Below are 22,478 nucleotides of genomic sequence, written 5' to 3' on the forward strand. Positions count from 1 at the left end.
TGATTTTAATCAATCTTATCTATATAAACCATCTTAAAGCTCTACTATGAACTAATAATCGCCATAATTAATATAAATCACATAACCTAATCAATACTAATATAAAAAAAGGTTTTAGCCAAAAAAAATTATTATTTAAGGAGGGAAAGATCATGAAGAAAACTGCTTTAATTCTTGTCTGTGTTTTATTGATCCAAATAGCGGGCTTAAGTGCTTACGCAGAGGTACTTGAAAAGCCTATAAATGAATGGAATGTGTACGTATCTGCATTGCATAATGTACCTGAAGGCTCTCACTATATGGCCTATATCGAAAATACCTCAATAACACCCGGAGGTCTTTATGAGCCGCAAACTTTGCAGCTCCGCTATTTCTTTACCTTGGATGAAGCTAATGCTAATGACCTAGTAATGCTGCCTCATAACAGAACTGATAATGGAGAGATAACCGGAAGTGGTCCTGATGTTTGGGATAAGGAGAATAAAGTATATTATTATACTTTTGAGGTTACGTCTGCATGGAAGGATCCCGAACCTAAAGAAAATAAGTATTGTCATATCGATGCAATGTTTAATATTATGTGTGGAACCGCCACCTGGAATCCAATGAATGATTGGTCATTGCAGGATATTAGTGAAGACAATACTAAAGTAATAAATGTTAATCAACCTTTATTGGCATATTATGCACCAAACTTTGTATTGTACGATACAAGCGGTAATAAGTTATTTGGAAATGAACCTCCAAAGCCATCTGTTAAAGGGGAGTGGAGAGTATATACAGTGCCGCTTCATATGATACCTGAAGGATCTTCATTCATGACATACATAGAAAACACATCTAAATTGGCAGGAGGGGTTTATGAGCCCCAATCCTTGAAACTCCGCTACTTTTTTACTCTCGATGAAGAAAACGCAAATAACTTGATTATGCGTGCACACGAAAGACTGGATTGTGGAGAGATTGTCGGAAGTGGTCCTGATGTTTGGGATGAAGAAAATAAGGTTTATTATTATACATTCGATTTAACTTCCGATTGGAAACAGCCTTATTTACCTGAAAATAAATATTGCCATATTGATGCTTTATTTTCTATTATAGGTGGAACAGCGACTTGGAATCCAATGAATGACTGGTCATGCAAGAGTATTGATGAGAGCAACAAAATAAAAATGGATGAGTATGGCCCAGAGGCATACTACGCACCTGATTTTGTGCTTTACGATAGTAACGGTAAGAAGCTTTACGGAAATGAACCTCCCAAGGAAGAAGCGAGCAATGCTCTATGTGGTGATATTTCTGCAGATGGTAAAATAGATGTAATAGACTTGGCTCTAATTAAAAAGCATTTGCTTGGATTGATCATATTAAAACCTTCTGAATGCAATGCAGGGGACTTAAACGAAGATGGTAAGGTAGACTCAATAGACTTCGGTCTGATGAAAGAATATTTGCTGGGAAAGTTAAGTGCACTTCCAGTTGTAAATCAGATTTAAATAAATGATTTGAGAAGCAGAACAATTAAAGACTGTCTGATCAATTAAAATGGTCAGGCAGTTTTTAATTGTTTTCAGCATAAAAGTTTGCTAGAAAGACAAATTTTTTGACAAGTGCGCTAAGCATTGATAAAATTAGTATCAATAGGATACGCATGAGGGAGTATCAAGCGTATAACATAGCAAATCAACATACCGTCTTATGGTATGACTTGTTTTAAATTGCGAGACTGTCATTTTTAAATGCAGAGTAAAAAATGAAATTAGGAGGTAAAAGTATGATTTTGACTATTGCAAAAGCTCCATGCAAGGTTTGAGGACGATGCATGGGAAGTAGGGACTTAATCCCGAGTCCTCAGACTTTGCTTTTTTGATTGAATAATTACAAAAAGGAGCAAAGTCATTAATGAATAATTATATTAAAGGATTAAAAACATTTTTTATTTTATGGAGCACTCAGGCGCTGTCACATCTAGGAAGTGCTATGACAAATTTTGCGCTTGTAATCTGGCTGTATGAGAAGACCGGATCTGCGATTCAGACGGCACTTCTGTCAATATGTTCATATGCACCCTATGTTTTGATGAGTATTTTTGCCGGTGCGCTCACTGACAGGTGGGATAAGAAAAAGGTGATGCTGACCTGTGATACAATGGCAGCTGTTTGTACTGTTGTTGTGCTCATATTGCTGAAGGCTGATTTGCTTATGCCTTGGCATATGTATATGTTAAATGCCATAAACGGTTTAATGAATACCGTTCAGCAGCCTGCAAGCGATGTGGCAATGACGCTTGTTACACCGAAAGAGCATTATCAGAAAACAAGCGGAATGCGGTCGTTTTCTAATTCAGTAGTCACGATTTTGACACCTGTGTTTGCAACTATGATTCTTTCCTTTGCGGGAATTGATGCGGTGATATGTGTAGATTTTATAACGTTTTTAGTGGCGTTCTTAACGCTATTGCTATTTGTCCAAATTCCGGACATGAAAGAAGCTGATGAGGGTGCGGTAGATAATAAGGAGAGTCTTTTGAAATCAGTGGCAAGTGGGCTTCACTACCTGAATGAGAACAGGCTTATTCTATACCTCATCTTATTTTTAGCGGGTGTGAATCTGGTTGCATCTGCATTCGATGCTGTTTTACCGGCTATGATTCTTTCGAAGGAAAACGGCGGAAAGATGGTTTTAGGAGTGGTTAACGCCTTCGCAGGGATAGCGACTCTTATCGGGAGTATCATTGTTACATTTATACCTGCGCCGAAAAACAGGGTGCGCGTGATATACATTACAATGCTTATCTCCCTAAGTACAGAAAACTTTCTTTTGGCGTTTGGTCATTCGCCCTTAATTTGGTGCATTGGTCAGATTATCGGTTGGATTCTTGTGCCCTTGATGAGCGCGAATCTGGATGTGATTCTCCGAACTACTATCCCAACTAATTTGCAGGGGCGCGTGTTTTCCTGCAGGAATACGTTGCAGTTTTTCACTATACCCGTAGGTTTCCTTTTAGGAGGAATTTTGGTGGACAGTATTTTCGAGCCATTGATGGAAAGAGAAGCGGAGGGGAGTTTTCTCACAGCACTCTTCGGTAGCGGGAAAGGCTCTGGTGCTGCATTTGTTTTCTTTATTCTGGGTATCGCTGGAACGGCAATCTGTTTGTTTTTCTGGCAGATACTGAAAAACAGACAGAACGAAGCGCCAGAAGAATCATTGAGCGAATTGAAGTAAACCACTGATACTAAAGAAAGTTGTAGAGGATTAAAAACACTGAGACATTACATATTAATGAAATAATTTACATAAGGCAAACTGATCCTATTTCTTTGTCCCTAAGGGGACTATTTTTTTTACTAAAATGTGGTTTTTGATATATAATATAAACTAAGTTAAGTATAAGTTTTACATGAGAGCAAATTTGAATTTGTGTTAGAAAAGGAGAAAAATAATGCAAGAATTATTTGATGTTTTCCCAAATTTAAAAAATAATAAAATTATCATAAGAAAAATGGAAGACAACGATACATTAGCATTATCTGAAATCAGCAATAATGAAAATGTTTATAAATATATATCCCCTTTTTTGTATAAGAAAAATATGAAATTCTTGTCAACGGCAATAAAAAATCTTGGTGGTAGAGATTTTGAAAAAAAGAAATTGATTATAGCAGGAGTATATCTGCATGATAATCCCGATAAACTTGTTGGACTCGCAGAGATGTTTGACTATAACAAAAGGGAAAATAAGATTAAGATTGGTTATCGAATAAATGAGACATATTGGAATAAAGGTATTGCAACAAGTATCATTGAGTTATTACTTGAATATTTAACACAAGAAATTAAAATTGACTGCATTGAAGCGTTTGTAATGCCAGAAAATATATATTCTTCTAAGGCACTTTTGAAAAATGGATTTAGAAAGGAAGATTATCTTTTGCAAGAGAAAAACTGGGGTGGAAAAGAAGTTGCAGATGTAGAAGTATATACTTATATGAGAGAAAATAAGGTTGTATTTAATTCGATTGATGAATATATTATGCAATTTCCAGAGGCTGTTCAGAGAATCCTTCATGAGCTAAGGCAGGTAATAAAAGAGGCTGCACCTGAGGCAAGCGAAAAAATAAGTTATCAGATGCCGACATTCTATTTGCATGGTAATCTTGTGCATTTTGCCGCTTTCAAAAATCATATTGGTTTTTATCCAACGCCATCCGGAATTGAAGCGTTTAATGATGAGCTGGCCCAATATAAAGGAGCAAAAGGTTCGGTGCAGTTCCCTATCAATGCACCCATGCCGCTTGAATTAATAAAAAAGATAGTTGAGTTTAGGGTTGACGAAAATAAAAAGAAAGCTGATGAAAAATCAAAATTTTTTAGGGGACGAAAGCGACACAAATCATAATATAATCAGCAGTATGAGTATGCCAAAAGTACGAAAAATGCTAAGCGACTGGGAGGCACCGCATATTCAATCGCTTATGAAATTAATTGAAACCCAGAGTAAGCTAACGCTTGTGCATTGGGTGGTTGATTATTCCGAGCGGGTTATATTGCCCCTCTGGAGCAAGAATTACCCATGCGATCAACGTCCGAGAAATGCGCTGAATTCCGCTCGGGAGTGGATATCGGGAGCAATAAAATTGCCACAGGCGAAGATAGCAATCCTTGAGTGTCATGCTGCTGCAAGGGAGGCAGAAGGGAATCCAATTGCCCAAGCTGCCGCGAGGGCAATTGGTCAATGTGCATCGACAATCCATTCCGCACGGCACTGTATAGGGCTTGCCTTTTATGGTGCGATTGCGGTCGCCTATGACCAACTCGGAACGGATGTGTTGTGGAGTCAAATAGAGCAATGCGCTGCAGAGGAGTGCAAACGTATGGAAGCTGATCTACATGCTATTGCAGTGGAGAACGAGCCAAACCGGGCAAAAATTGATTGGAAATGCTGACCATGAACCACTTGGGATCAGGACATTTTGTGTGAAAAAACACAGCCTAAATTTGTGGAGGGTAGCTCTCAGCACACACTCCTTAAGAATAGGATAAAAACACTGCATATCTAAAAAAGTTTGATAGTAGATGAAATTATCTAAAGAGGTTAAATTTCAGGTTGCCGGTAATATTACGACATAACATCACCTGGAAAATTCTGGTTCAACATAATAAAGCATGGCATCTTACGTTATTATTTTATAGAGTGCTATGCATTATTTATATTATGGATTCACATCTATCGTTACGACCGATTTGGATCCCACGGTGAACGAGTCCTCGTCGACTGATACTATTCCTATGTAAAACACAGCATATACCGAGTATTGTCTCGTAATTAAAATAAAATGGTCGCATAAATAAATAGACAGTAAGAGAGATATATAGGTTCATAAATATATACCTATAGACAACCAGACTATTGCGTATTACTATATACTAGTAATAAGTAATACGTAGTAGTGAGGAGGGGTTACATTGGAAAACCTTACAGAAATGCTCAAAGGCGTGCTGGAGGGATGTATTCTTGAAATCATAAGCCACGAGGAAATCTACGGATACGAGATCACACGTAGGTTGAATGCCCTCGGTTTTTCGGACGTTGTGGATGGGACAGTATATACCATCTTGGTGCGGCTTGAGAAAAACAAGTTGGTGGAAATTACGAAAAAGCCGTCCGATATGGGGCCGCCGCGAAAGTTTTTCGCGCTCAACAATGCGGGGTGTGAGGAACTGCAGAAGTTCTGGGAAAAATGGGAGTTTATATCATCAAAAATTAGCGAGTTGAAGGAGAATAAACAATGAATTTATGGGAGAAAATCACAGGCGGTGACATGACTATAGAATTTAAAACTTTTGAATCGAGAGCTAAAAAGCTGCCGGCTGATTATCAACTGGCATGGGAAAAAATTAAAACCAATTTTTGGTCGCACTCAGATTTCACCGGTCGTAACCTCATGCCAATTCTTGACGGTGTGCTTGGTCTGCTTGAAGAAGCGGCGGCGGACGGTCAGAGTGTCCAAGAGGTTTTGGGTGACGATATCAAAGGTTTTTGTTCAGCGCTGGCCGGAGAAGAAGGGGCAAAGTCTTTTCGTGACAAGTGGCGCAAGCAACTTAACGATAATATCGCTAAAAAATTAGGTAAATAGGAGGATAGCATGAAAATGAGAATACAAGATATCATTGAAGGCAAAAAAGAGTGGCTAGCACACATGGCACGTGTCAAAGCGCTCCCGCAAGATTATCAGATTGTTTATAAAGAAATTCAAAAATATCTCTTTAAGGTCGGCCCTGTTGAGCTAACCGACGGGATAGGTTTGCTCTCGGGGATTGTCGATCTTTTTGAAGAGGGTGCGGCCTTGGGAAAAGGCGTGCTCGAAGTGACAAGCAGTAATGTAGCAGCTTTCTGTGACGATCTCATTAAAGATTCAAAAACTTATGCTGACATTTATCAAGATCAGTTGACCAAGAAGTTTACAAGTCCATAAAAAAGGTTAGGGATAAAACAAAGTAAAAATATGGGTAAAACAGTATATAAAAGTAATATGACATATTGTTGTCATATATTTGTGCTAAAATGATTATGGGTGATGAAGTATGCAGATTAATAGGCTGCTTGAAATTGTATATATTCTTTTTGAGAAAAAGATAGTAACAGCGAAGGAATTATCCGAGCATTTTGAAGTATCACAAAGGACAATTTATAGGGATGTAGATGCATTGAGTGCAGCGGGTATACCCATATATGCAAACAAAGGAAAAGGAGGAGGAATTAGTCTCCTTGATAATTATGTGATAAAAAAATCAATACTTTCTGAAAAAGAACAAATTGATATTCTAGCTTCTTTACATGGGATGAAAGCTTTAAATGTTCCTGATGTAGAGCCAGTACTTAAAAAATTAGCAACTCTGTTTGATAAAAACGATGCCAATTGGATAGATGTGGATTTTTCTAATTGGGGCAGTAATTCAGATGAAAAAGAAAAATTCAATTTGCTTAAAACAGCTATATTAAATAAAAATCGTATAGAATTTGACTACTATAGTTCTTATGGAGAAAAGACAGAAAGAAGCATTGAGCCTTTGAAACTATTGTTTAAAGGTCAGGCTTGGTATGTTTATGGCTTTTGTACTGTTAAGAGTGACTATAGAACGTTCAGGGTAACCCGGATAAAAAATCTTGCACTCTTAAATGAAAAATTTGCAAGAATTACACCTAAAGATATCTTGACGGAATCTCATGAAACAACTACTAAAATTATAAAGCTTGTAATGAAAATTTCATCAAGTATGGCTTATCGAGTGTATGATGAATTTGAACAGAATTCTATAACGAAAACTGCAGATGGAAGCTTTATAGCAACAGCAAATTTGCCTGAGAGCGAGTGGGTATATGGCTATGTTCTATCATTTGGTGATTATGGAGAGGTTATAGAGCCAGAGTATGTCAGGGAAATGATAAAAAGTAAACTTGAAAACAGTTTGAAAAAATATCTATAATATGACATGCTGTTGTCAAATTAAGAATAATATACTGATTTCATTACAATATGAAAAGAGGTATATGAAAATGAATTATGAATTAGTACAACTGGAAGAAAAAAAGGTGGCAGGAATTAGAGTAAGAACCAGCAACAGTGATCCAAACATGAGCAGCAGTATCGGTATGGCTTGGCAGAGGTTTTTCGAAGAGGGTATATATCAATCCATGCCTGATAAGAAAAATGATAAGAGCATAGGTCTTTATACGAATTATGAAAATGGTGTAAGCGGAGCATATGATGTAATGGTTTGCTGTGAAGTTGAAGATACGGTAATCCTGCCCGAGAATGTACAATCAGAAATTATTACCTCGGGGAAATACGCAAAATTTATTATTCATGGACATGTACAAAAAGCAGTAGCGGAGTTTTGGATGAAGCTTTGGTCTATGGACTTAGACAGAAAATACTGCTGTGATTTTGAAGAATATCAAGCTGGCGGCGATATAGAGAATGCCGAAATACACATATATATTTCATTAAAATAGATATGAAAGAAGCTCCCACAAACAGCGAGGAATATATCTATCAGCCCCTCGCAAGACCGAAGTTAACAATCTAAAAACGGTTTTGGGATTTAATGTTAGGCAAAAATATTAGAAATGCTTGTTGAAAACGTTTCAAAAAGTATTTGTAGAGGATGGTGAAAAAGGCATGAATATTATCAGTGTTGATAGCAGTAATATTGACAAAGAACATATATGCTGTGCTATTTCAGATAAAAAGGGTGAAACTTGTGTATCATCCAAGAAAACATGGATGAAAAGTCAATTTGAAAAGGGACTGGTTTTTAAAAGGCTCGATGCAAGGGGAAAGGTTTTTATTGAGTATATTCCCGCTGAAAAAGCATGGTGTCCTATTGAAGCTGAGGGCTACCTTTTCATAAACTGTTTTTGGGTTTCCGGGCAGTTTAAAGGTCAGGGGTACGCAAATAGGTTGCTGGAAGAATGCATTGGTGATGCAAAGGCACAGAATAAAAAAGGACTTGTAATTCTTTCATCAGTAAAGAAGATGCCATTTTTGTCAGACCCTAAGCATTTAAAGTATAAAGGTTTCAAAGTCTGTGATACGGCGAAGCCTTACTTTGAACTTTTGTATCTCCCATTTGAAGAAAATGCAGTAGAGCCAAAATTCAAGGCTTGCTGTAAGAATGCTTCTATTGATGAAAAGGGGATGGTTTTATACTACACCAATCAATGTCCTCATACCGATAAGTATGCTCCGTTAATAGCTGATATAGCCAAATCAAAAGGACAAAGCATTAAACTCAAAAAGATAGAATCAATGGAACAGGCACAAAATGCCCCGGCTCCGTTTACAACATACAGCTTTTTTTATGATGGTAAATTTGTAACAAACGAAATATTCTCAGAAAGTAAGTTCGTGAAATTTCTTGAGGAAAAGGGGTTGTAGATGGAATTCATAACAGCAAAAACAATTGTTTCGGGGTATTCGGAGAACAACTCCTGGTTTGGCATAAACTATAATATGAATATATATAAAGGCTGTAGTCATGGTTGTATTTATTGTGATAGTAGAAGTGAATGCTACAGAGTTGATAATTTTGATAGGGTGAGAGCGAAGGAAAATGCTCTTGCCCTAATTGAACGTGAGCTTAAATCAAAGCGCAAAAAGGGTGTTGTCGGAACAGGAGCTATGAGTGATCCATACAATCGATTTGAAGAAGAGTATATGCTCACAAGGGGAGCAATGGAGCTAATAAATCGATTTGGGTTTGGTGCAGCTATCGCCACAAAAAGTGATTTGATAGTGCGGGATATTGACATTCTAAAGGAGATATCAAAGCATTCTCCCATGTTGGTAAAAATAACAGTTACAACTGCTGATGATGTATTGTGCAGTAAAGTTGAACCAAACGTATCAGTTTCATCTTGTAGATTCAAAGCAATAAACAAACTGTCTCAAGAAGGAATCTTTGTGGGTGTATTATTGATGCCTGTTCTTCCTTTTATTGAGGACACTGAGGATAATATAAAAGAGATTATAGAACTTGCTTACCAAAATGGGGCAAAGTTTATCTATCCTGCATTCGGCGTAACTTTAAGGCAGAATCAAAGGGATTGGTATTATAATAAACTGGATGAATTATTTCCTTCAATCAAAGAGAAATATATAAAAAATTATGGGAACTCATATGAATGCCGTTCACTCAAGGCAAAGGAATTGTGGAGTTTGTTTAAGAATAAATGTAATGAATATGGGATTCTTTATAAAATGGATGATATAATAAGAGGATACAAGAATTCTTTTCAACCGGTACAAATTTCACTGTTTGAATAACGTAAGTAAATCTAGAAGTCTGGGGATATTTTACATGTGACTGATATATAAACTATGTTTTTGAAAGTTGGTGATATCATAGAAAAGATATATACAACAAGTCAAATTGCAAAGATAATCGGTATTCATCCAAATACAGTACGAATGTATGAGGAACTTGAACTGATTCCGAAGCCTTTGCGCAAATTAAATGGCTATAGAATTTTCACCGATCTTCACATCGAGCAATTCAGATTAGCTCGCACCGCATTTCAGATTGAGGTATTGCAAAACGGACTTAGAAAAAATATTATAGAGGTCGTAAAATTATCTGCAAACAAGCAATATGATAAAGCAATTAAATTGACACATCTATATATTCAAACCGTCAGAGAAGAAATTGCAAATACGAATGAAGCGGTGGAAATTACTAAGGCATTGCTGCATGGATATTCGCAAACAAACACAGCTTTCTTGAAACGCAAAGAAGTCTCGGATGCCACTGGTATCACCATGGACACGCTTCGCAATTGGGAAATGAATGGACTTCTTAATGTTAAGCGTAAAGAAAATGGTTATCGTGTTTATAGCAATGAGGATATACAAAAATTGAAGATCATCAGATCTCTGAGGTGTGCAAATTTCTCTCTTTCTGCAATTTTGCGAATGATGAATGCTTTTAACCAAAATTCTGAAACCAGCATTGAACAATTGTTGAATACACCAGGAAAAAGCGAGGATATTGTCTCTGTTTGTGACAAGTTGATCTTATCCTTACACGCAGCAGAAGAGAATGCAAAACAGATTATTATTATGTTGAACGAAATGCAAAGCAAATATTCAAACCCTCCACTTTAACACCAGACTTTTGTTTGGTGTTATTCTTTTTATATCAAATAAAAGGAGGAGCAGATGATGGAGGATATAATCAAGGTAAAGAATCTGTCAAAGGCTTACGGTAATCTGAAAGCTGTTGATGATTTCAGCTTTTCGGTAAAGAAAGGCACAGTATTTGGCTTGCTTGGTGCAAATGGCGCAGGAAAGAGTACAACCATTGAATGTGTTTTGGGTACAAAAAAGGCTGACAGCGGTCTTGTTTCTGTATTAGGAATGAACCCAACTATCAATCGTAAGGAACTTTTTGAGCAGGTGGGTGTACAGTTCCAGGAGGCGCATTACCAGGAAAATATTAAAGTCGGTGAATTATGTGAGGTAACCGCTTCGCTTTATAAAAGCCCTGCAGAATACAACCAACTGCTTACGGATTTTGGGATCGCGAATAAAAGAGGCATACTTGTAAAAGAGCTTTCCGGTGGGGAAAAACAGCGCCTGTTTATTGTGCTTGCCTTAATACCAAAGCCCAAAGTGGTGTTTTTAGATGAACTTACCACGGGTCTTGATGCAAGAGCCAGACGAGATGTTTGGCAGATACTAACAAGACTTAAGGCTGATGGACTTACAATTCTGCTGACTTCACATTTTATGGACGAGGTAGAAACCTTGTGCGATGAGATTTGCATTTTGAAAGCAGGTAAACCAGCGTTTTGCGGAACGGTTACTGAAGCAATTAATCAGAGTCCTCACGACAAATTTGAGGACGCTTACCTTTGGTTTACAGATGAAAGGAGTGCAGGTAATGAAAGCCTATAAAACTATACTCAAAACCGAGTTGAAGTTGTCCCTGCGTGGCATGGATATGTTGATTTTTGCAGTTATAATGCCTGTCATTGTACTTATCATATTTGGCATTATTTATGGGAACAAGCCTGCATTTGATGGGGCAAGCTATACATTTATCCAACAATCCTTCGGTGCTTTGGCAAGTATTTCGATTTGTGCCGGTGGAGTTATGGGATTGCCCCTGGTCGTATCCGACTACAGAAGCAAACAAATTCTGAAAAGATTTAAGGTTACCCCTATAAGCCCTGTTACAATTCTGCTTGCAGAGGTTACTATATATTTCTTGTATTCCCTAATATCTTTGCTTACACTGCTTGCTGTGGCTAAGGTATTCTTCGGTTTCGAAATGCAAGGAAGCATATTGCAATTTATTCTTGGTTGGATATTGGTAATGGTTTCAATGTTTAGTATTGGCATGATGGTGGGTGGCATTGCCAAGAATTCTAAAGTCGCAAGCATTATCGCAAGCATATTATATTTTCCAATGCTGATTTTTTCGGGAGCAACACTTCCTTACGAAGTAATGCCAATAACAATGCAGAGGGTTGTGGATATTTTACCATTAACGCAAGGAATCAAAATACTGAAATCCGCAACACTGGACTTACCTATGAATAATGTTCTATTGCCGATTGTCGTAATGGCGGCAATTGCGTTCATTTGTTCTTTTGTAGCAATTAGATTTTTCAGGTGGGAATAAGGTTTGCTTTCAAGGAACAATAGATTACAGTAGATTATGCCGCCACTAGATATGTAAATTATCTTGACAACTATATTACTCAGATATAGAATTATGGCGAATTCACCATAATTAAAAGTCAAGAGGGATTAAATAGTTACAAATTAGTGTAAAAGAGTCGTTGGGAGTGAGGATATATTGTGATCAAAAAGGAATTAGTAAACCAAAGCATTGACTATATCATACAGCATATTGATGACAATCTTACAATAAAAGATGTTGCAGATCATTTTCATTTCTCAAAGTATTATTTTTGCAGGTCCTTCAAGGAGGCAACCGGTGAAAGTGTATATGAATTCATAAAACGACTGAAACTGGATCAGAGTGCCATTAATATTAAGTTGGAAAAAAACAAATCTATAACAGATATTGGCCTGAATTATGGATACAGCTCATCAAATTACAGCTCCGCATTCAGAAAGCATCATAAAGTTTCTCCGGTCGAATTTCGTAATTCTACAAATGTAACGAGCATGTCAAATCCCTTCTATCCCCAAGAGTTTTCCAGTTTTGACGCGTTTGAAGCTTATAACCGTAAAATAGAAATAAAGGAACTCTGTAACTACTTGGTTATCTATGAACGAATGATTGGAAATTATATCGAGTTGAAAGAAAAATGGTATGCTTTTTTGGATAAATACAAAGCTTATATCAAAGCGGATACACTATTGATAGAAAGGTTTTATGATGATCCTGCAATTACCTCCCTGAACGGCTGTCTATGTGATATTTGTATAACAACGGATGAATATTGCAGACTGGATAATGTGACAATGGTTAAAGGTGGCAAATTTGCAACGTATCGCTTTGAGGGGAAAATACTGGATATTTTTTGTGCTTTACAGGGGATATTCAGCGTTTGGCTGCCGGCAACCGGTTATGAAATGGATAAAAGATACGGGTTGAATATTTATAGGGAAATTGACAGAGAAAATGAATGTGTAATTATGGATTTGTGCATCCCGGTAAAATAGAGCAAGGATTCAGAAGTCATCAAACAGACTTTATTCTATAATAAAAATTACTAAGATATAGTAAATTCTATTTTAGAAAAGAGTCTTTTTTTATAAAAATATGGAGGTATAGAAATGTTCGATGTAAGAAAAATTCAAGAACAAGTTATTTTTGAGGCCATTAGAAATAGAAGCGATACGGAAACGGGGAAAGAAATTATTAATGGCCATGATGGGTTGGCAAAAAGTGAAAATAATGCCGATTGGGTAAAATCGACAATGCGTAGATTGGAAAACAAATTTGATAAGGAAACAACGAAACAGATTCGTATGAGTTGCCAGTGCGGTTATGGAATGGATGAAAAGTTGGCATTCTTAAAAGAGTTGATAGCTGATGCGTCAAATATGGAGGAATTTGCAAATTCCGATAAGGCAAAGGGAGGTGGGCTGTTTTGTAAAGACGGTGTACTTTATCTGCAGTTTTTATTTTGCCCTTGTCCTATGCTCGCAGACGTGGATAAATTGGAGACAAAAACATGGTGCCAGTGTACTACGGGATACAGCAAAGTTCTTTTTGAAAAAGCCTTTGGATGTGGAGTTGATGTCGATTTGTTAAAAAGCATAAAGGCAGGGGATGATATTTGTCTTATGAAAATTGTTCCTCATGGTTTGATTTGGAAATAAGGTATTAAAATTAAGGATGTTCTTTCGTATTTTTTGCAAAAGCATGACAGATATGATAAATTATAAACGAGAAAACTTCTATTAAGAATTTTTGAAGGAATTGAGAAGGCAATGCCAATAATAGTTTGTCCAAGTGGGTGGCAAGAATAACATATTGCAGAAAGACATACTATAAGAGAAGATTTGATAGGGATATTGAAGAAGCTTTAGCTTACGATAATATGGCATTTGAGTTTCATGGAGAGAACGCAAGGTTTAATTTTCCTAGAGGATGAATTTGATATAAATATGAGATGTGAAGTGCTGTTTGTTGATAGAGCAGAACAGATGCAAATTAAGAATAAATTTGAAAGGTGGGAATGCAATGTCATTTAAAAACCCGGATAGGTTAAAGAAAAAGAAGAATAAAGTTTGGAGAGATACTCGGGCCCCTAAGATTTCTCCTAAAACTATTAATAGTAAAAAAGGCAAAGAAGAAATCATGATAAAAGACGGCCTATTCAAGGATTCAGGAGATAAATAATGGATGGAAATAAACGTGAGAATATAAAACAAGGGTCCCATGTTATGATTGTACAAAAACATGATCAATTTAGCGGAAAGTTAACTGAAGGAACGGTAGAGAGTATTCTTACAAATTCTTCAACTCATCCACATGGAATTAAGGTTCGAATTGTTGGTGGAATAGTAGGTCGTGTAAAACAAATACTTCCTTTTTAAATCTGATAAAAATTTAGAGACATTTCTGTATAAATGTTAAGCATTTTAGGTTTTGGGTTTTCAGGTACTGGACTTTTCGGATTAGTAGTTGAGCGGAAGGTGCTGATGCCAGGAAACCCTTATTTTTATTGTTTGGGAGACCCTATCCACTTCATAAAAATGGATAGGGTTGAGTTGACAGATTAGATATGTCAATTATACACGTGGAATTGATCATATTAATTTAGTTACTGTTGAAATTACCTTGACAACTATATCACTCTGATATAACATATACTATATCAGAGTGATATAAGGGGGAGAGTTATGAATATTTTGTTTATAAATGCAAATTTGCATGGGCATATTAACCCTACGCTTGGATTGGTTAAGAAACTTACAGAGAGGGGAAACCAGGTCAGCTATTTTTGTTCAGAACCATTTTCGGAACAGGTAACAAAGATGGGGGCAAAATGGATTGGATTTAGTGACAAGTTGGATCTGTTTTTGAAAGAATACCGTCCGACAGACAGGCATCCGTTTTTCATGTTGATGGAATGCATGCTTTTGTACGATGAAGTAGTGCTGCCGGAGATATTGGATATTGCAAAAGAAGATCAGTATGACATGATTATTTGTGATTCTTATTTCGGAGGAGCCTGTTTCTTAAAACAGATTACTAAAATTCCGGTTGTGTGTTCCCACTCCTCTTTTGCTATGAGTAAAACACCGGTACCAGAACGGATGCTTGTGTCAGGATTTCATCCTCAATTGGATCATTGCTATCAGATATTAAAACGGATTTGTGAAAGCTATAAAATTGAGGAGCCTTCATTAGAACAGGTTTTTACAAGCAAAGGAGATTTGAATATCGTATACACCACTCGTAATTTCAACGGAGATGATGGGGTACACGAGCCAGACTATTTATTTGCGGGTCCGTCCATTGACCGGCTACAGGAAGCACATGATTTGGATTTTTCCGTGATAGGAGACAGAAAGCTTATATATATATCGCTTGGAAGTCTGAATACAGATTTTGTAGATTTTTATAAGACATGTATCTCGGCATTTCGCAATACGGATTATTATGTATGCATGTCCATTGGAAAGAAGTGTGAAGTTTCACAATTAGGTGAAATTCCACTAAATTTCTTGGTAAAGAGTTTTCTTCCGCAACTAGAGATTTTAATGCGGGCTGATGTGTTTATCACTCATGCAGGTTTTAACAGCGTGAACGAAGCTTTATTCTTTGGAGTTCCGATGCTTGCATTACCTCAGGTCAATGACCAACATATGGTGGCCAAGCGCCTTGTTTCTATGCAACTGGGGATGACAGAAAGCATAAAGGAATTGTCTCCGGAAATACTGAGATCTAAAACGGAAACACTCATAATGGAGGAGAAAATCAAGGAAAACTGCATGCAAATATCTCAGGAAATGAGGAATTTTGCTAAGCTTGAGCAGACAGTATGGAAACTTGAAAAATATGTTGATGCTTGGAAAGAGAGGAATAGGAATGGCATTAAAGAATAAATCCATGTATGCTATTTTGGGTATTTTGAATCAGTCACCAAGTACCGGCTATGACATAAAAAAGTACAGTGACAAGGTACTCTCTGGATTTTGGAATGAAAATTTCGGACATATCTATCCAACATTGAAGAAGATGTTGGAGGAGGGGATGATTGAAATTGTTTTCAGAGAAAAAAATGAAAAGAAAGTCCGGTATGGAATAACCGAAAAGGGAAAGCAGGAACTTGAGACATGGCTTTTAGAAGAGACTATGCAACAGCCAGTACGCTCTGAATTTATGCTTAAATTATTGTTTTCAAGCAGCCAGCCAAGGGAAAATGTAATTGGGATGCTAGAAAATTATAAAGAAATCCATGAAAAGAATATAGAGAAATATCTTGGAATGCAAAAGGATTTGGAACAGGGCATCCAGGAAATATCAAAGGAGCGAACTTGCTTTATCAAGGCGGTGCTTAGAAGGGGTATAATATCCAGTGAGGCTGTTATCCATTGGTGTGATGAAACAATAGAAGAAATGCAACATTCCTAAGTACAAACCAAATTTCGGACAGCTGTTTCATCCACTTTGTGATGTCAAGGGAAAAACTTCTATAAAAATAAAAGTGATCCATTCAATGTGCAATAATTCCATATATAGTTTTAAACAAAGTTATGCTGGTATTTGCAAAAGCTGAAGTGATAGGAGAGGATAAAACTTGAAAGCTATAATAAACGGAAGAATTATTACTGAAAATGAAGTTTTAGAAAATAAAGTTCTACTATACAATGATAAGATTCTCGAATTTAGAGAACAGCAAACTCCCGAACTGTTGCTTAAAACGTGTGAAGAAGTGATTGATGTAAAAGGAAACTATGTATCCCCTGGATTTATTGATATGCACATACATGGAGCTGGTGGGCATGATGTAATGGATGGAACAGTGGAAAGTTTAGCTGCAATAAGCAGCACGGTTGCTAAAAACGGAGTTACAGGATTTCTTCCTACAACCATGACAATGAGTAAGAAAAAGATATATGCTGCACTTGATAATATTAGCTGTCTTATGGGAAAAGAAACACAAGGTGCAAAAATTTTAGGTGCACATGTAGAAGGACCCTTTATAAATAAGAAATATAAAGGAGCACAGCCTGAGGAGTGCATAATAGAGCCTAATTTCAGTTTTATAGAAAAGTATATTAATATTATAAAAATAATTACTTTAGCTCCTGAAATGGATGAAAACTTTAATTTTATAAAAGAAGTAAAGGAAAAAACAAATATTATCTTATCAATAGGACATTCAAATGCAGAATATGAGCAAGCAATGGAGGCAATAGAAAAAGGTGTAAGTCATGCAACTCATACCTTTAATGCAATGACTCCTTTGAACCATAGAAAACCAGGGATTATCGGAGCTATTTTTAATTCCGATATATATTGTGAATTGATTGCAGATAAGATACATGTACATCCAGCAATATTTAAAATATTAGAGGAAATAAAGGGAATGGACAAGATTATATTAATAACAGATTCAGTGAGAGCAGGATGCCTTCACGATGGTATTTCTGAACTTGCAGGTCAAAAGGTAATAATTAAGGACAATACTGTCAGACTTGAAGATGGTACACTGGCAGGAAGTATGTTAAAGCTCAATCAGGCAATAAAAAACTATATGGATTGTACTGGGAAGGGAATTTGTGAGGCCGTAAAATTGGCTTCCTTAAATCCTTCAAATGAGCTGGGTATTGAAAAACAAAGAGGTAGTCTGGAGGTTGGAAAGTATTCAGATATAGCCATTTTAGATGAAGCACTTAATGTCCAGCAAACTATTGTAGAAGGAAAAACAGTATTCAGAATTTAAACTATACTTCAGCTTTATCAGGATGTTACAGTAATTGTAGATGAGGCAGCCGCAATGTTAGGTGGAGAAAGAAGTGGCCAATATGCAACTAAAGTTAACAGAAATCTCACTTTTGTGACAGCTTTGGTTGGTAGACTCTGATGCAATCAGACTATACAATAATAAGAAGAATCATACAAACTGAGGAGTTGTTTCGCCATGAAAAAAGCCCTGCGTATTATTGGAATTAGCGTTCTGCTGATTATAATTATTGCAATTGTTGTTTTTGCTGTTTACTCTTACAGGAATCTTCATTGGTATGACAAATACGAAAAGAGCATTGAGAAAGCAGGAGCCGTGGAGACACAAGTTACATTGCCAAATGGAAATGCAATCAATTATGGTGAAGTAAAAAATGATAAACCGGCGCTTCTTCTGATTCACGGTCAGATGGGTGCGTGGGAGGATTATGCATTACTTTTGCCGGAATTATCCGAGAACTGGCACGTCTATGCTATAGATGTGTATGGCCACGGGCAGTCCAGTCATAATGAGAGCCTTTACTATCTGGATGTAAACGGAGATGACCTGATTTGGTTTATCGACAATGTGATTGGAGAAAAGACGGTGGTATCCGGGCATTCTAATGGAGCCTTGACTGCGGCATATATAGCGGCATATGGTGGAGATAATATTGTCGGTGTCATTTTGGAAGACCCGCCGGTGTTTTCTACGGAAGGAGAAGGATGGAAAACCAGTTTTGCATATCTGGATACATACAAGCCGCTCCATGACTACAATTCGTCAGAACAGACAGAATGCTGGGAAGCGTATTATCTGCGCAACTGCTACTGGGGACAGCTGTACATGGCAGACTCAATGGATGGAATTGCGAATTATGCACAAAAATATCATGAGAAGCATCCGGATGAAGAAGTGAAGATATTCTTCATGCCATCGTCGGCAGTCAGTATATTCCATTATGTGGTAGATTACGATTTTGCTTATGGTGAACATTTTTATGACCTCAGCTGGAATAACGGATATACGCACAAAGAAATCTTCGAAAATATCGATGTGCCCTGCATATATCTTCATGCAAAAGAGAATGCGGCGGACACGGGAGTATATCTGTGTGCAGCTTCCCGTGAACAGGCAGAAAGAGCTGTGGAGTATATAGGGCCAAACTGTGAACTGAGAGAAACATCAGACAGCAGCCATGTTATCCATTCCGTGCATAGGGATATTTATCTGGAAGCCGTAAACAGTATGGTGGAATTGTTCCCGACCGAATGATGGAATTAAGGAGATGAGAAGCCGTGCTTAAAGACAATCTGATTATGCTTCGGACAATGAATGGTCTGTCACAGGAGCAGATTGCAGAAAAAATAGATATATCAAGACAGGCCTATGGCAAATGGGAAAAAGGAGAAACCATTCCGGATGTCGAAAAGTGTGCCTTGTTGGCAGAATTCTATGGAACCACCGTAGATTCTTTGCTTCATTTTGATACAAATCAGGATGGCATAGTTGTACCTCCTGCTCCGAAGGGGAAGCATATATTCGGCACTGTAACGATGAGTGAACGTGGCCAGATTGTAATTCCGAAGGCTGCCCGTGATACGATGGATATGAAGCCGGGAGAGCGGCTCATCGTTTTGGGCGATGAAAATGAAGGGATTGCACTGATGAAGGCATCTCTCTTTGAAGAAAGATTAGCGGAAGTCATGAAACAGGCACAACAGTCATCCGAAGAAGTATAGCTGAAACAAGAGAGCAAGCCACCTTGGGCACATTTGATCATCAGGGCGACTTGCTCTTTACTTGTTGGAACCGGAGATTGGAAAGCTCTTTTTTATTTGTTAGCGGGCATATGTTCAGGTCGGTGGATTTTAAGGTTTAGTGGTCAGATTGGAATTGGGAAATTAACGGCCGAATTTTGTATTTATTAAAGTGATTTGAATTAATAGTATTTTGTGTAAATGGCTATTATAATGAGGATAGGTCGTAGTTGTAGGATATGCCCATGTAATCAGTATTTAGCAGATAAATCCCAATATGAATAGGTGATAGAGAGGGTGTGTAAATATGGATGGAATTAATTTAATGGTAGATGAGCACATAGTAATAAAAAGAATGCTTGCTGTCATCAGAAACGCTTGCATTGGTATAATGAACGGCAATAATATAGATTACGACGATTTTGACAAAATGATTGATTTTGTTAGAAACTACGCTGATAATCATCATCACGGAAAAGAAGAAAAAATCCTCTTTAGCAAGATGATTGATGAAATCGGAGGAGCAGCAGAAAAATTAGTTAGGTTCGGGATGCTGGTTGAGCATGATCTTGGCAGACTTTTTATGAAAGATTTTGAAGAAGCACTATTAGCAGTTAAAAATGGAGATAACGATGCAAAGGTTGATGTTGTTGCCAATGCAGTATCCTATACTCATCTGTTAAACAGACATATTGATAAAGAAGATACTGTGGCATATCCTTTTGCAAAAAGGGGATTATCATCTGAAACACTACAAAAGATTGACAATGAGTGTGGTGATTTTGAAAAAGAGATGGGAAAATCCGGTGTTCAGGATAAATATATAAAATTGCTTGAATTCCTTGAAAGAAAGTACAAATAAGAGTTGTGGCTTTGGTGCAAAAATAGATTCTGTGATATTACAATGGTAAAATTCGGGGAATAGAAATATTTGCACCAGAATCTGAGTCTTTTATATGTAAAATTTATCATTTCAATAGAATTTTGTTATTATTGTATCAAGGCCTAATTCCTGTAATTTGATGGTGTTAGGCCTTTTAGATTTTTTTAGAGCTAATGTTGCATGAACTGCTCAATTATAGTAAGGTGTATAAATAAGAATATTCAAATAATGGAGTGATAAGTAATGATATTTAAGGGCATATCAAAACGTTTTGTGACAATTGATAATCAGCAATATGAGGAGATTGGTGATTATTGGGATTATTTTGCCAAACTATTTGGCAGAGAAAACTTGCTTGGTCTTGGACTCAATTGGAAAGAAGACAGTCTTGAATATGTGATTGGAACAGTTGATGACTCGCTTAAATTTGATATTGAGCAGGTTAAAGATGTATATCCGGATTGTAAATATAAGGAGATTGATTTGCCGGAAGATGAGTGGAAAACCTATGACGGAAGAACAGAGGAATTATCCAAGCTGTATGATGCGATTTATAAAGAAGGTGTCCTGCTTTATGAAATAGAGTCTTTTCGGGATGATGGTAATTGTAGAATAAGAATACGAAGATAAATTTAAACTTATGTGGCTATGTTCTCACACAGAAATTGTTATGGCAAAACATATCCACTGAAAAAAATGTGATAAGGTTACAATTCAGATATATCAATTCAGACAACTCATATGAAGACATTTCTGTATCATTTATAAAGCAATAAACATATATAGATTATATAAGCCTTTGCTCTTGATATGACGTGATTTAATTATATGTCAAATAGCTAATGGTTTTATATAAATAAGAAAGGAGGATTTCAATGGCTTTAAATGATACTTCCACAAAAATACTAAATATGCGTGCTGCGAAATTTAAAAATAACAGTCCATTCACGTTAGGTTTATTAGGAGACAGTCATATAGGTCAGAGTAATTGTACAACTAATCCTACCTGGTATCGTGAATTGTTAAAAAAGATTGTTTCTAAAAATGTTTATACAATCATACATGGTGGAGATGCATCAGATCATGGAGGGGCTTCACTGAAACAATTTGTAAATATTACTGAAAATCAATTAAAATACGGAACTATAAACGCATCGAGGACACCAATTTTTGTTAATATCGGTAATCATGATTATTTAAGAGGAAAAACAACTAAAGCTGTAAGCCGTAATGACTATACAAAAGATATAGGGCAGCACAATAATATAATTAAACTTTTTGATAGCAATAAAGGACCGAGAGTGGCAGTAGTACTTCTGGATACCGGTTTTACAATTTCAGGTAAACTTCCTTCCGGCGAGGATTACAGCAAAGTCCTGAAAAGTATTGAAGATAAAATGATAGATTTAATAAAGAAGCACAACACTATCAGATTTATTATTGACATGCATGTTCCACCACAAATATTGGCAACAACAAAAAATGATAAAAAATTTAATTCAAGTCATGTGTTATCAACTCAATTTAATAGCAAATTTAGAAAGTTTATAAAGGATTTTACAAGTAGGTACCCTGGCAGAATAATAGCCATAACAGCCCACCATAAGCATGGCTGGGTTCAGAAAAATGCTTATTACTTTTCATATAAAACCTATGATATGAAAACTCATAAAATACCAATATATCTTACTGCTCAGGGAGGACACTGTGACGGAAATGTTCAAAATGCACAATACAGCTTTTATATAATAAGCTTTGCAACATTTAAAAAGAATAAGAAAAGATACTATAAAATAACCAATGTTAACAGATTTAATGTAACTTATAATGTTGCTAACAATGTATATAAATTAAGTAATCCGATTCCAATAGGAAAATAAGGAGGGATGAG

General features: G+C 36.6%; 26 protein-coding genes and 2 pseudogenes. All 28 read left to right on the forward strand.

All coding sequences use genetic code 11. The annotated features are described in order from the left end of the window. Nucleotides 1-152: 152 nt before the first annotated feature. Nucleotides 153-1,496 (forward strand): dockerin type I repeat-containing protein, encoded by a 1,344-nt coding sequence (locus ACECE_RS0220645; RefSeq protein ID WP_010250704.1) that lies wholly within the window; start codon nucleotides 153-155, stop codon nucleotides 1,494-1,496. A 406-nt stretch (nucleotides 1,497-1,902) separates the two neighbouring features. Next, nucleotides 1,903-3,225, forward strand: a complete 1,323-nt coding sequence (locus ACECE_RS0220650; RefSeq protein WP_010250706.1) for an MFS transporter — start codon at nucleotides 1,903-1,905, stop codon at nucleotides 3,223-3,225. Nucleotides 3,226-3,442: 217 nt separating this feature from the next. Then, nucleotides 3,443-3,904, forward strand: a pseudogene (locus ACECE_RS31945) (GNAT family N-acetyltransferase); the annotation flags it as partial. A gap of 84 nt (nucleotides 3,905-3,988) precedes the next feature. Further along, the gene (locus ACECE_RS31950; RefSeq protein ID WP_026074012.1) at nucleotides 3,989-4,399 is read left to right on the forward strand and encodes an iron chaperone; all 411 of its coding nucleotides are present in this window, start codon (nucleotides 3,989-3,991) and stop codon (nucleotides 4,397-4,399) included. 13 nt (nucleotides 4,400-4,412) lie between these two features. Beyond that, nucleotides 4,413-4,946, forward strand: a complete 534-nt coding sequence (locus ACECE_RS0220665) for a putative immunity protein (RefSeq protein ID WP_456049036.1) — start codon at nucleotides 4,413-4,415, stop codon at nucleotides 4,944-4,946. A gap of 520 nt (nucleotides 4,947-5,466) precedes the next feature. Next, a complete protein-coding gene (locus ACECE_RS0220670; RefSeq protein WP_010250712.1) occupies nucleotides 5,467-5,793 on the forward strand; it encodes a PadR family transcriptional regulator in 327 nt (108 codons plus the stop codon). Continuing rightward, nucleotides 5,790-6,137, forward strand: coding sequence for a DUF1048 domain-containing protein (locus tag ACECE_RS0220675; protein WP_010250714.1), 348 nt, complete (start codon nucleotides 5,790-5,792; stop codon nucleotides 6,135-6,137). Before ACECE_RS0220670 ends, ACECE_RS0220675 begins: the two co-directional genes overlap by 4 nt. Before the next feature lie 15 nt (nucleotides 6,138-6,152). Next, nucleotides 6,153-6,502, forward strand: a pseudogene (locus ACECE_RS0220680) (DUF1048 domain-containing protein). A gap of 83 nt (nucleotides 6,503-6,585) precedes the next feature. Further along, nucleotides 6,586-7,488 carry a helix-turn-helix transcriptional regulator gene (locus ACECE_RS0220685; RefSeq protein ID WP_010250716.1) on the forward strand — a complete coding sequence of 301 codons (903 nt, stop codon included), beginning with the start codon at nucleotides 6,586-6,588 and terminating at the stop codon, nucleotides 7,486-7,488. A 70-nt stretch (nucleotides 7,489-7,558) separates the two neighbouring features. Then, nucleotides 7,559-8,017: a GyrI-like domain-containing protein gene (locus tag ACECE_RS0220690; RefSeq protein ID WP_010250717.1), complete on the forward strand. Its 459-nt coding sequence runs from the start codon at nucleotides 7,559-7,561 to the stop codon at nucleotides 8,015-8,017. Between the two features lie 166 nt (nucleotides 8,018-8,183). Then, a complete protein-coding gene (locus ACECE_RS0220695) occupies nucleotides 8,184-8,942 on the forward strand; it encodes an N-acetyltransferase (RefSeq protein WP_010250718.1) in 759 nt (252 codons plus the stop codon). After that, complete coding sequence (locus ACECE_RS0220700) at nucleotides 8,943-9,830, forward strand: SPL family radical SAM protein (RefSeq protein ID WP_010250719.1); 888 nt, start codon at nucleotides 8,943-8,945, stop codon at nucleotides 9,828-9,830. 54 nt (nucleotides 9,831-9,884) lie between these two features. Further along, nucleotides 9,885-10,667: a MerR family transcriptional regulator gene (locus ACECE_RS0220705; RefSeq protein ID WP_010250720.1), complete on the forward strand. Its 783-nt coding sequence runs from the start codon at nucleotides 9,885-9,887 to the stop codon at nucleotides 10,665-10,667. A 57-nt stretch (nucleotides 10,668-10,724) separates the two neighbouring features. Beyond that, complete coding sequence (locus ACECE_RS0220710; RefSeq protein ID WP_010250721.1) at nucleotides 10,725-11,459, forward strand: ABC transporter ATP-binding protein; 735 nt, start codon at nucleotides 10,725-10,727, stop codon at nucleotides 11,457-11,459. Further along, nucleotides 11,446-12,189 (forward strand): ABC transporter permease, encoded by a 744-nt coding sequence (locus ACECE_RS0220715; protein ID WP_010250722.1) that lies wholly within the window; start codon nucleotides 11,446-11,448, stop codon nucleotides 12,187-12,189. Before ACECE_RS0220710 ends, ACECE_RS0220715 begins: the two co-directional genes overlap by 14 nt. A gap of 176 nt (nucleotides 12,190-12,365) precedes the next feature. Then, the gene (locus ACECE_RS0220720; protein ID WP_026073944.1) at nucleotides 12,366-13,202 is read left to right on the forward strand and encodes an AraC family transcriptional regulator; all 837 of its coding nucleotides are present in this window, start codon (nucleotides 12,366-12,368) and stop codon (nucleotides 13,200-13,202) included. Nucleotides 13,203-13,316: 114 nt separating this feature from the next. After that, entirely contained in the window at nucleotides 13,317-13,865 is a 549-nt protein-coding gene (locus tag ACECE_RS0220725; RefSeq protein ID WP_010250724.1) for a DUF6144 family protein, read from the forward strand. 137 nt (nucleotides 13,866-14,002) lie between these two features. Further along, nucleotides 14,003-14,140, forward strand: coding sequence for an AP2/ERF family transcription factor (locus ACECE_RS31340; RefSeq protein ID WP_162862608.1), 138 nt, complete (start codon nucleotides 14,003-14,005; stop codon nucleotides 14,138-14,140). 89 nt (nucleotides 14,141-14,229) lie between these two features. Next, complete coding sequence (locus ACECE_RS31345) at nucleotides 14,230-14,388, forward strand: hypothetical protein (protein WP_162862609.1); 159 nt, start codon at nucleotides 14,230-14,232, stop codon at nucleotides 14,386-14,388. Then, complete coding sequence (locus tag ACECE_RS0220745; RefSeq protein ID WP_010250728.1) at nucleotides 14,388-14,585, forward strand: YwbE family protein; 198 nt, start codon at nucleotides 14,388-14,390, stop codon at nucleotides 14,583-14,585. The genes ACECE_RS31345 and ACECE_RS0220745 overlap by 1 nt, the downstream gene beginning before the upstream one ends. Before the next feature lie 306 nt (nucleotides 14,586-14,891). After that, a complete protein-coding gene (locus tag ACECE_RS0220755; RefSeq protein WP_010250730.1) occupies nucleotides 14,892-16,100 on the forward strand; it encodes a macrolide family glycosyltransferase in 1,209 nt (402 codons plus the stop codon). Continuing rightward, nucleotides 16,084-16,629 carry a PadR family transcriptional regulator gene (locus tag ACECE_RS0220760; protein ID WP_010250731.1) on the forward strand — a complete coding sequence of 182 codons (546 nt, stop codon included), beginning with the start codon at nucleotides 16,084-16,086 and terminating at the stop codon, nucleotides 16,627-16,629. The genes ACECE_RS0220755 and ACECE_RS0220760 overlap by 17 nt, the downstream gene beginning before the upstream one ends. A gap of 166 nt (nucleotides 16,630-16,795) precedes the next feature. Further along, nucleotides 16,796-17,944, forward strand: coding sequence for an N-acetylglucosamine-6-phosphate deacetylase (gene nagA / locus ACECE_RS0220765; protein WP_010250733.1), 1,149 nt, complete (start codon nucleotides 16,796-16,798; stop codon nucleotides 17,942-17,944). 198 nt (nucleotides 17,945-18,142) lie between these two features. Further along, entirely contained in the window at nucleotides 18,143-19,219 is a 1,077-nt protein-coding gene (locus tag ACECE_RS0220775; protein WP_010250735.1) for an alpha/beta fold hydrolase, read from the forward strand. 23 nt (nucleotides 19,220-19,242) lie between these two features. Next, nucleotides 19,243-19,686 (forward strand): helix-turn-helix domain-containing protein, encoded by a 444-nt coding sequence (locus ACECE_RS0220780; protein ID WP_010250737.1) that lies wholly within the window; start codon nucleotides 19,243-19,245, stop codon nucleotides 19,684-19,686. A gap of 325 nt (nucleotides 19,687-20,011) precedes the next feature. Continuing rightward, nucleotides 20,012-20,566, forward strand: a complete 555-nt coding sequence (locus tag ACECE_RS0220785; protein WP_010250739.1) for a hemerythrin domain-containing protein — start codon at nucleotides 20,012-20,014, stop codon at nucleotides 20,564-20,566. A gap of 264 nt (nucleotides 20,567-20,830) precedes the next feature. After that, nucleotides 20,831-21,217: a hypothetical protein gene (locus tag ACECE_RS0220790; RefSeq protein ID WP_010250741.1), complete on the forward strand. Its 387-nt coding sequence runs from the start codon at nucleotides 20,831-20,833 to the stop codon at nucleotides 21,215-21,217. Nucleotides 21,218-21,462: 245 nt separating this feature from the next. Continuing rightward, complete coding sequence (locus ACECE_RS29715) at nucleotides 21,463-22,467, forward strand: metallophosphoesterase (protein WP_010250744.1); 1,005 nt, start codon at nucleotides 21,463-21,465, stop codon at nucleotides 22,465-22,467. The last annotated feature ends 11 nt before the right edge of the window (nucleotides 22,468-22,478 follow it).

The organism is Acetivibrio cellulolyticus CD2, from assembly GCF_000179595.2.
In the GTDB taxonomy this organism is placed as follows: domain Bacteria; phylum Bacillota; class Clostridia; order Acetivibrionales; family Acetivibrionaceae; genus Acetivibrio; species Acetivibrio cellulolyticus.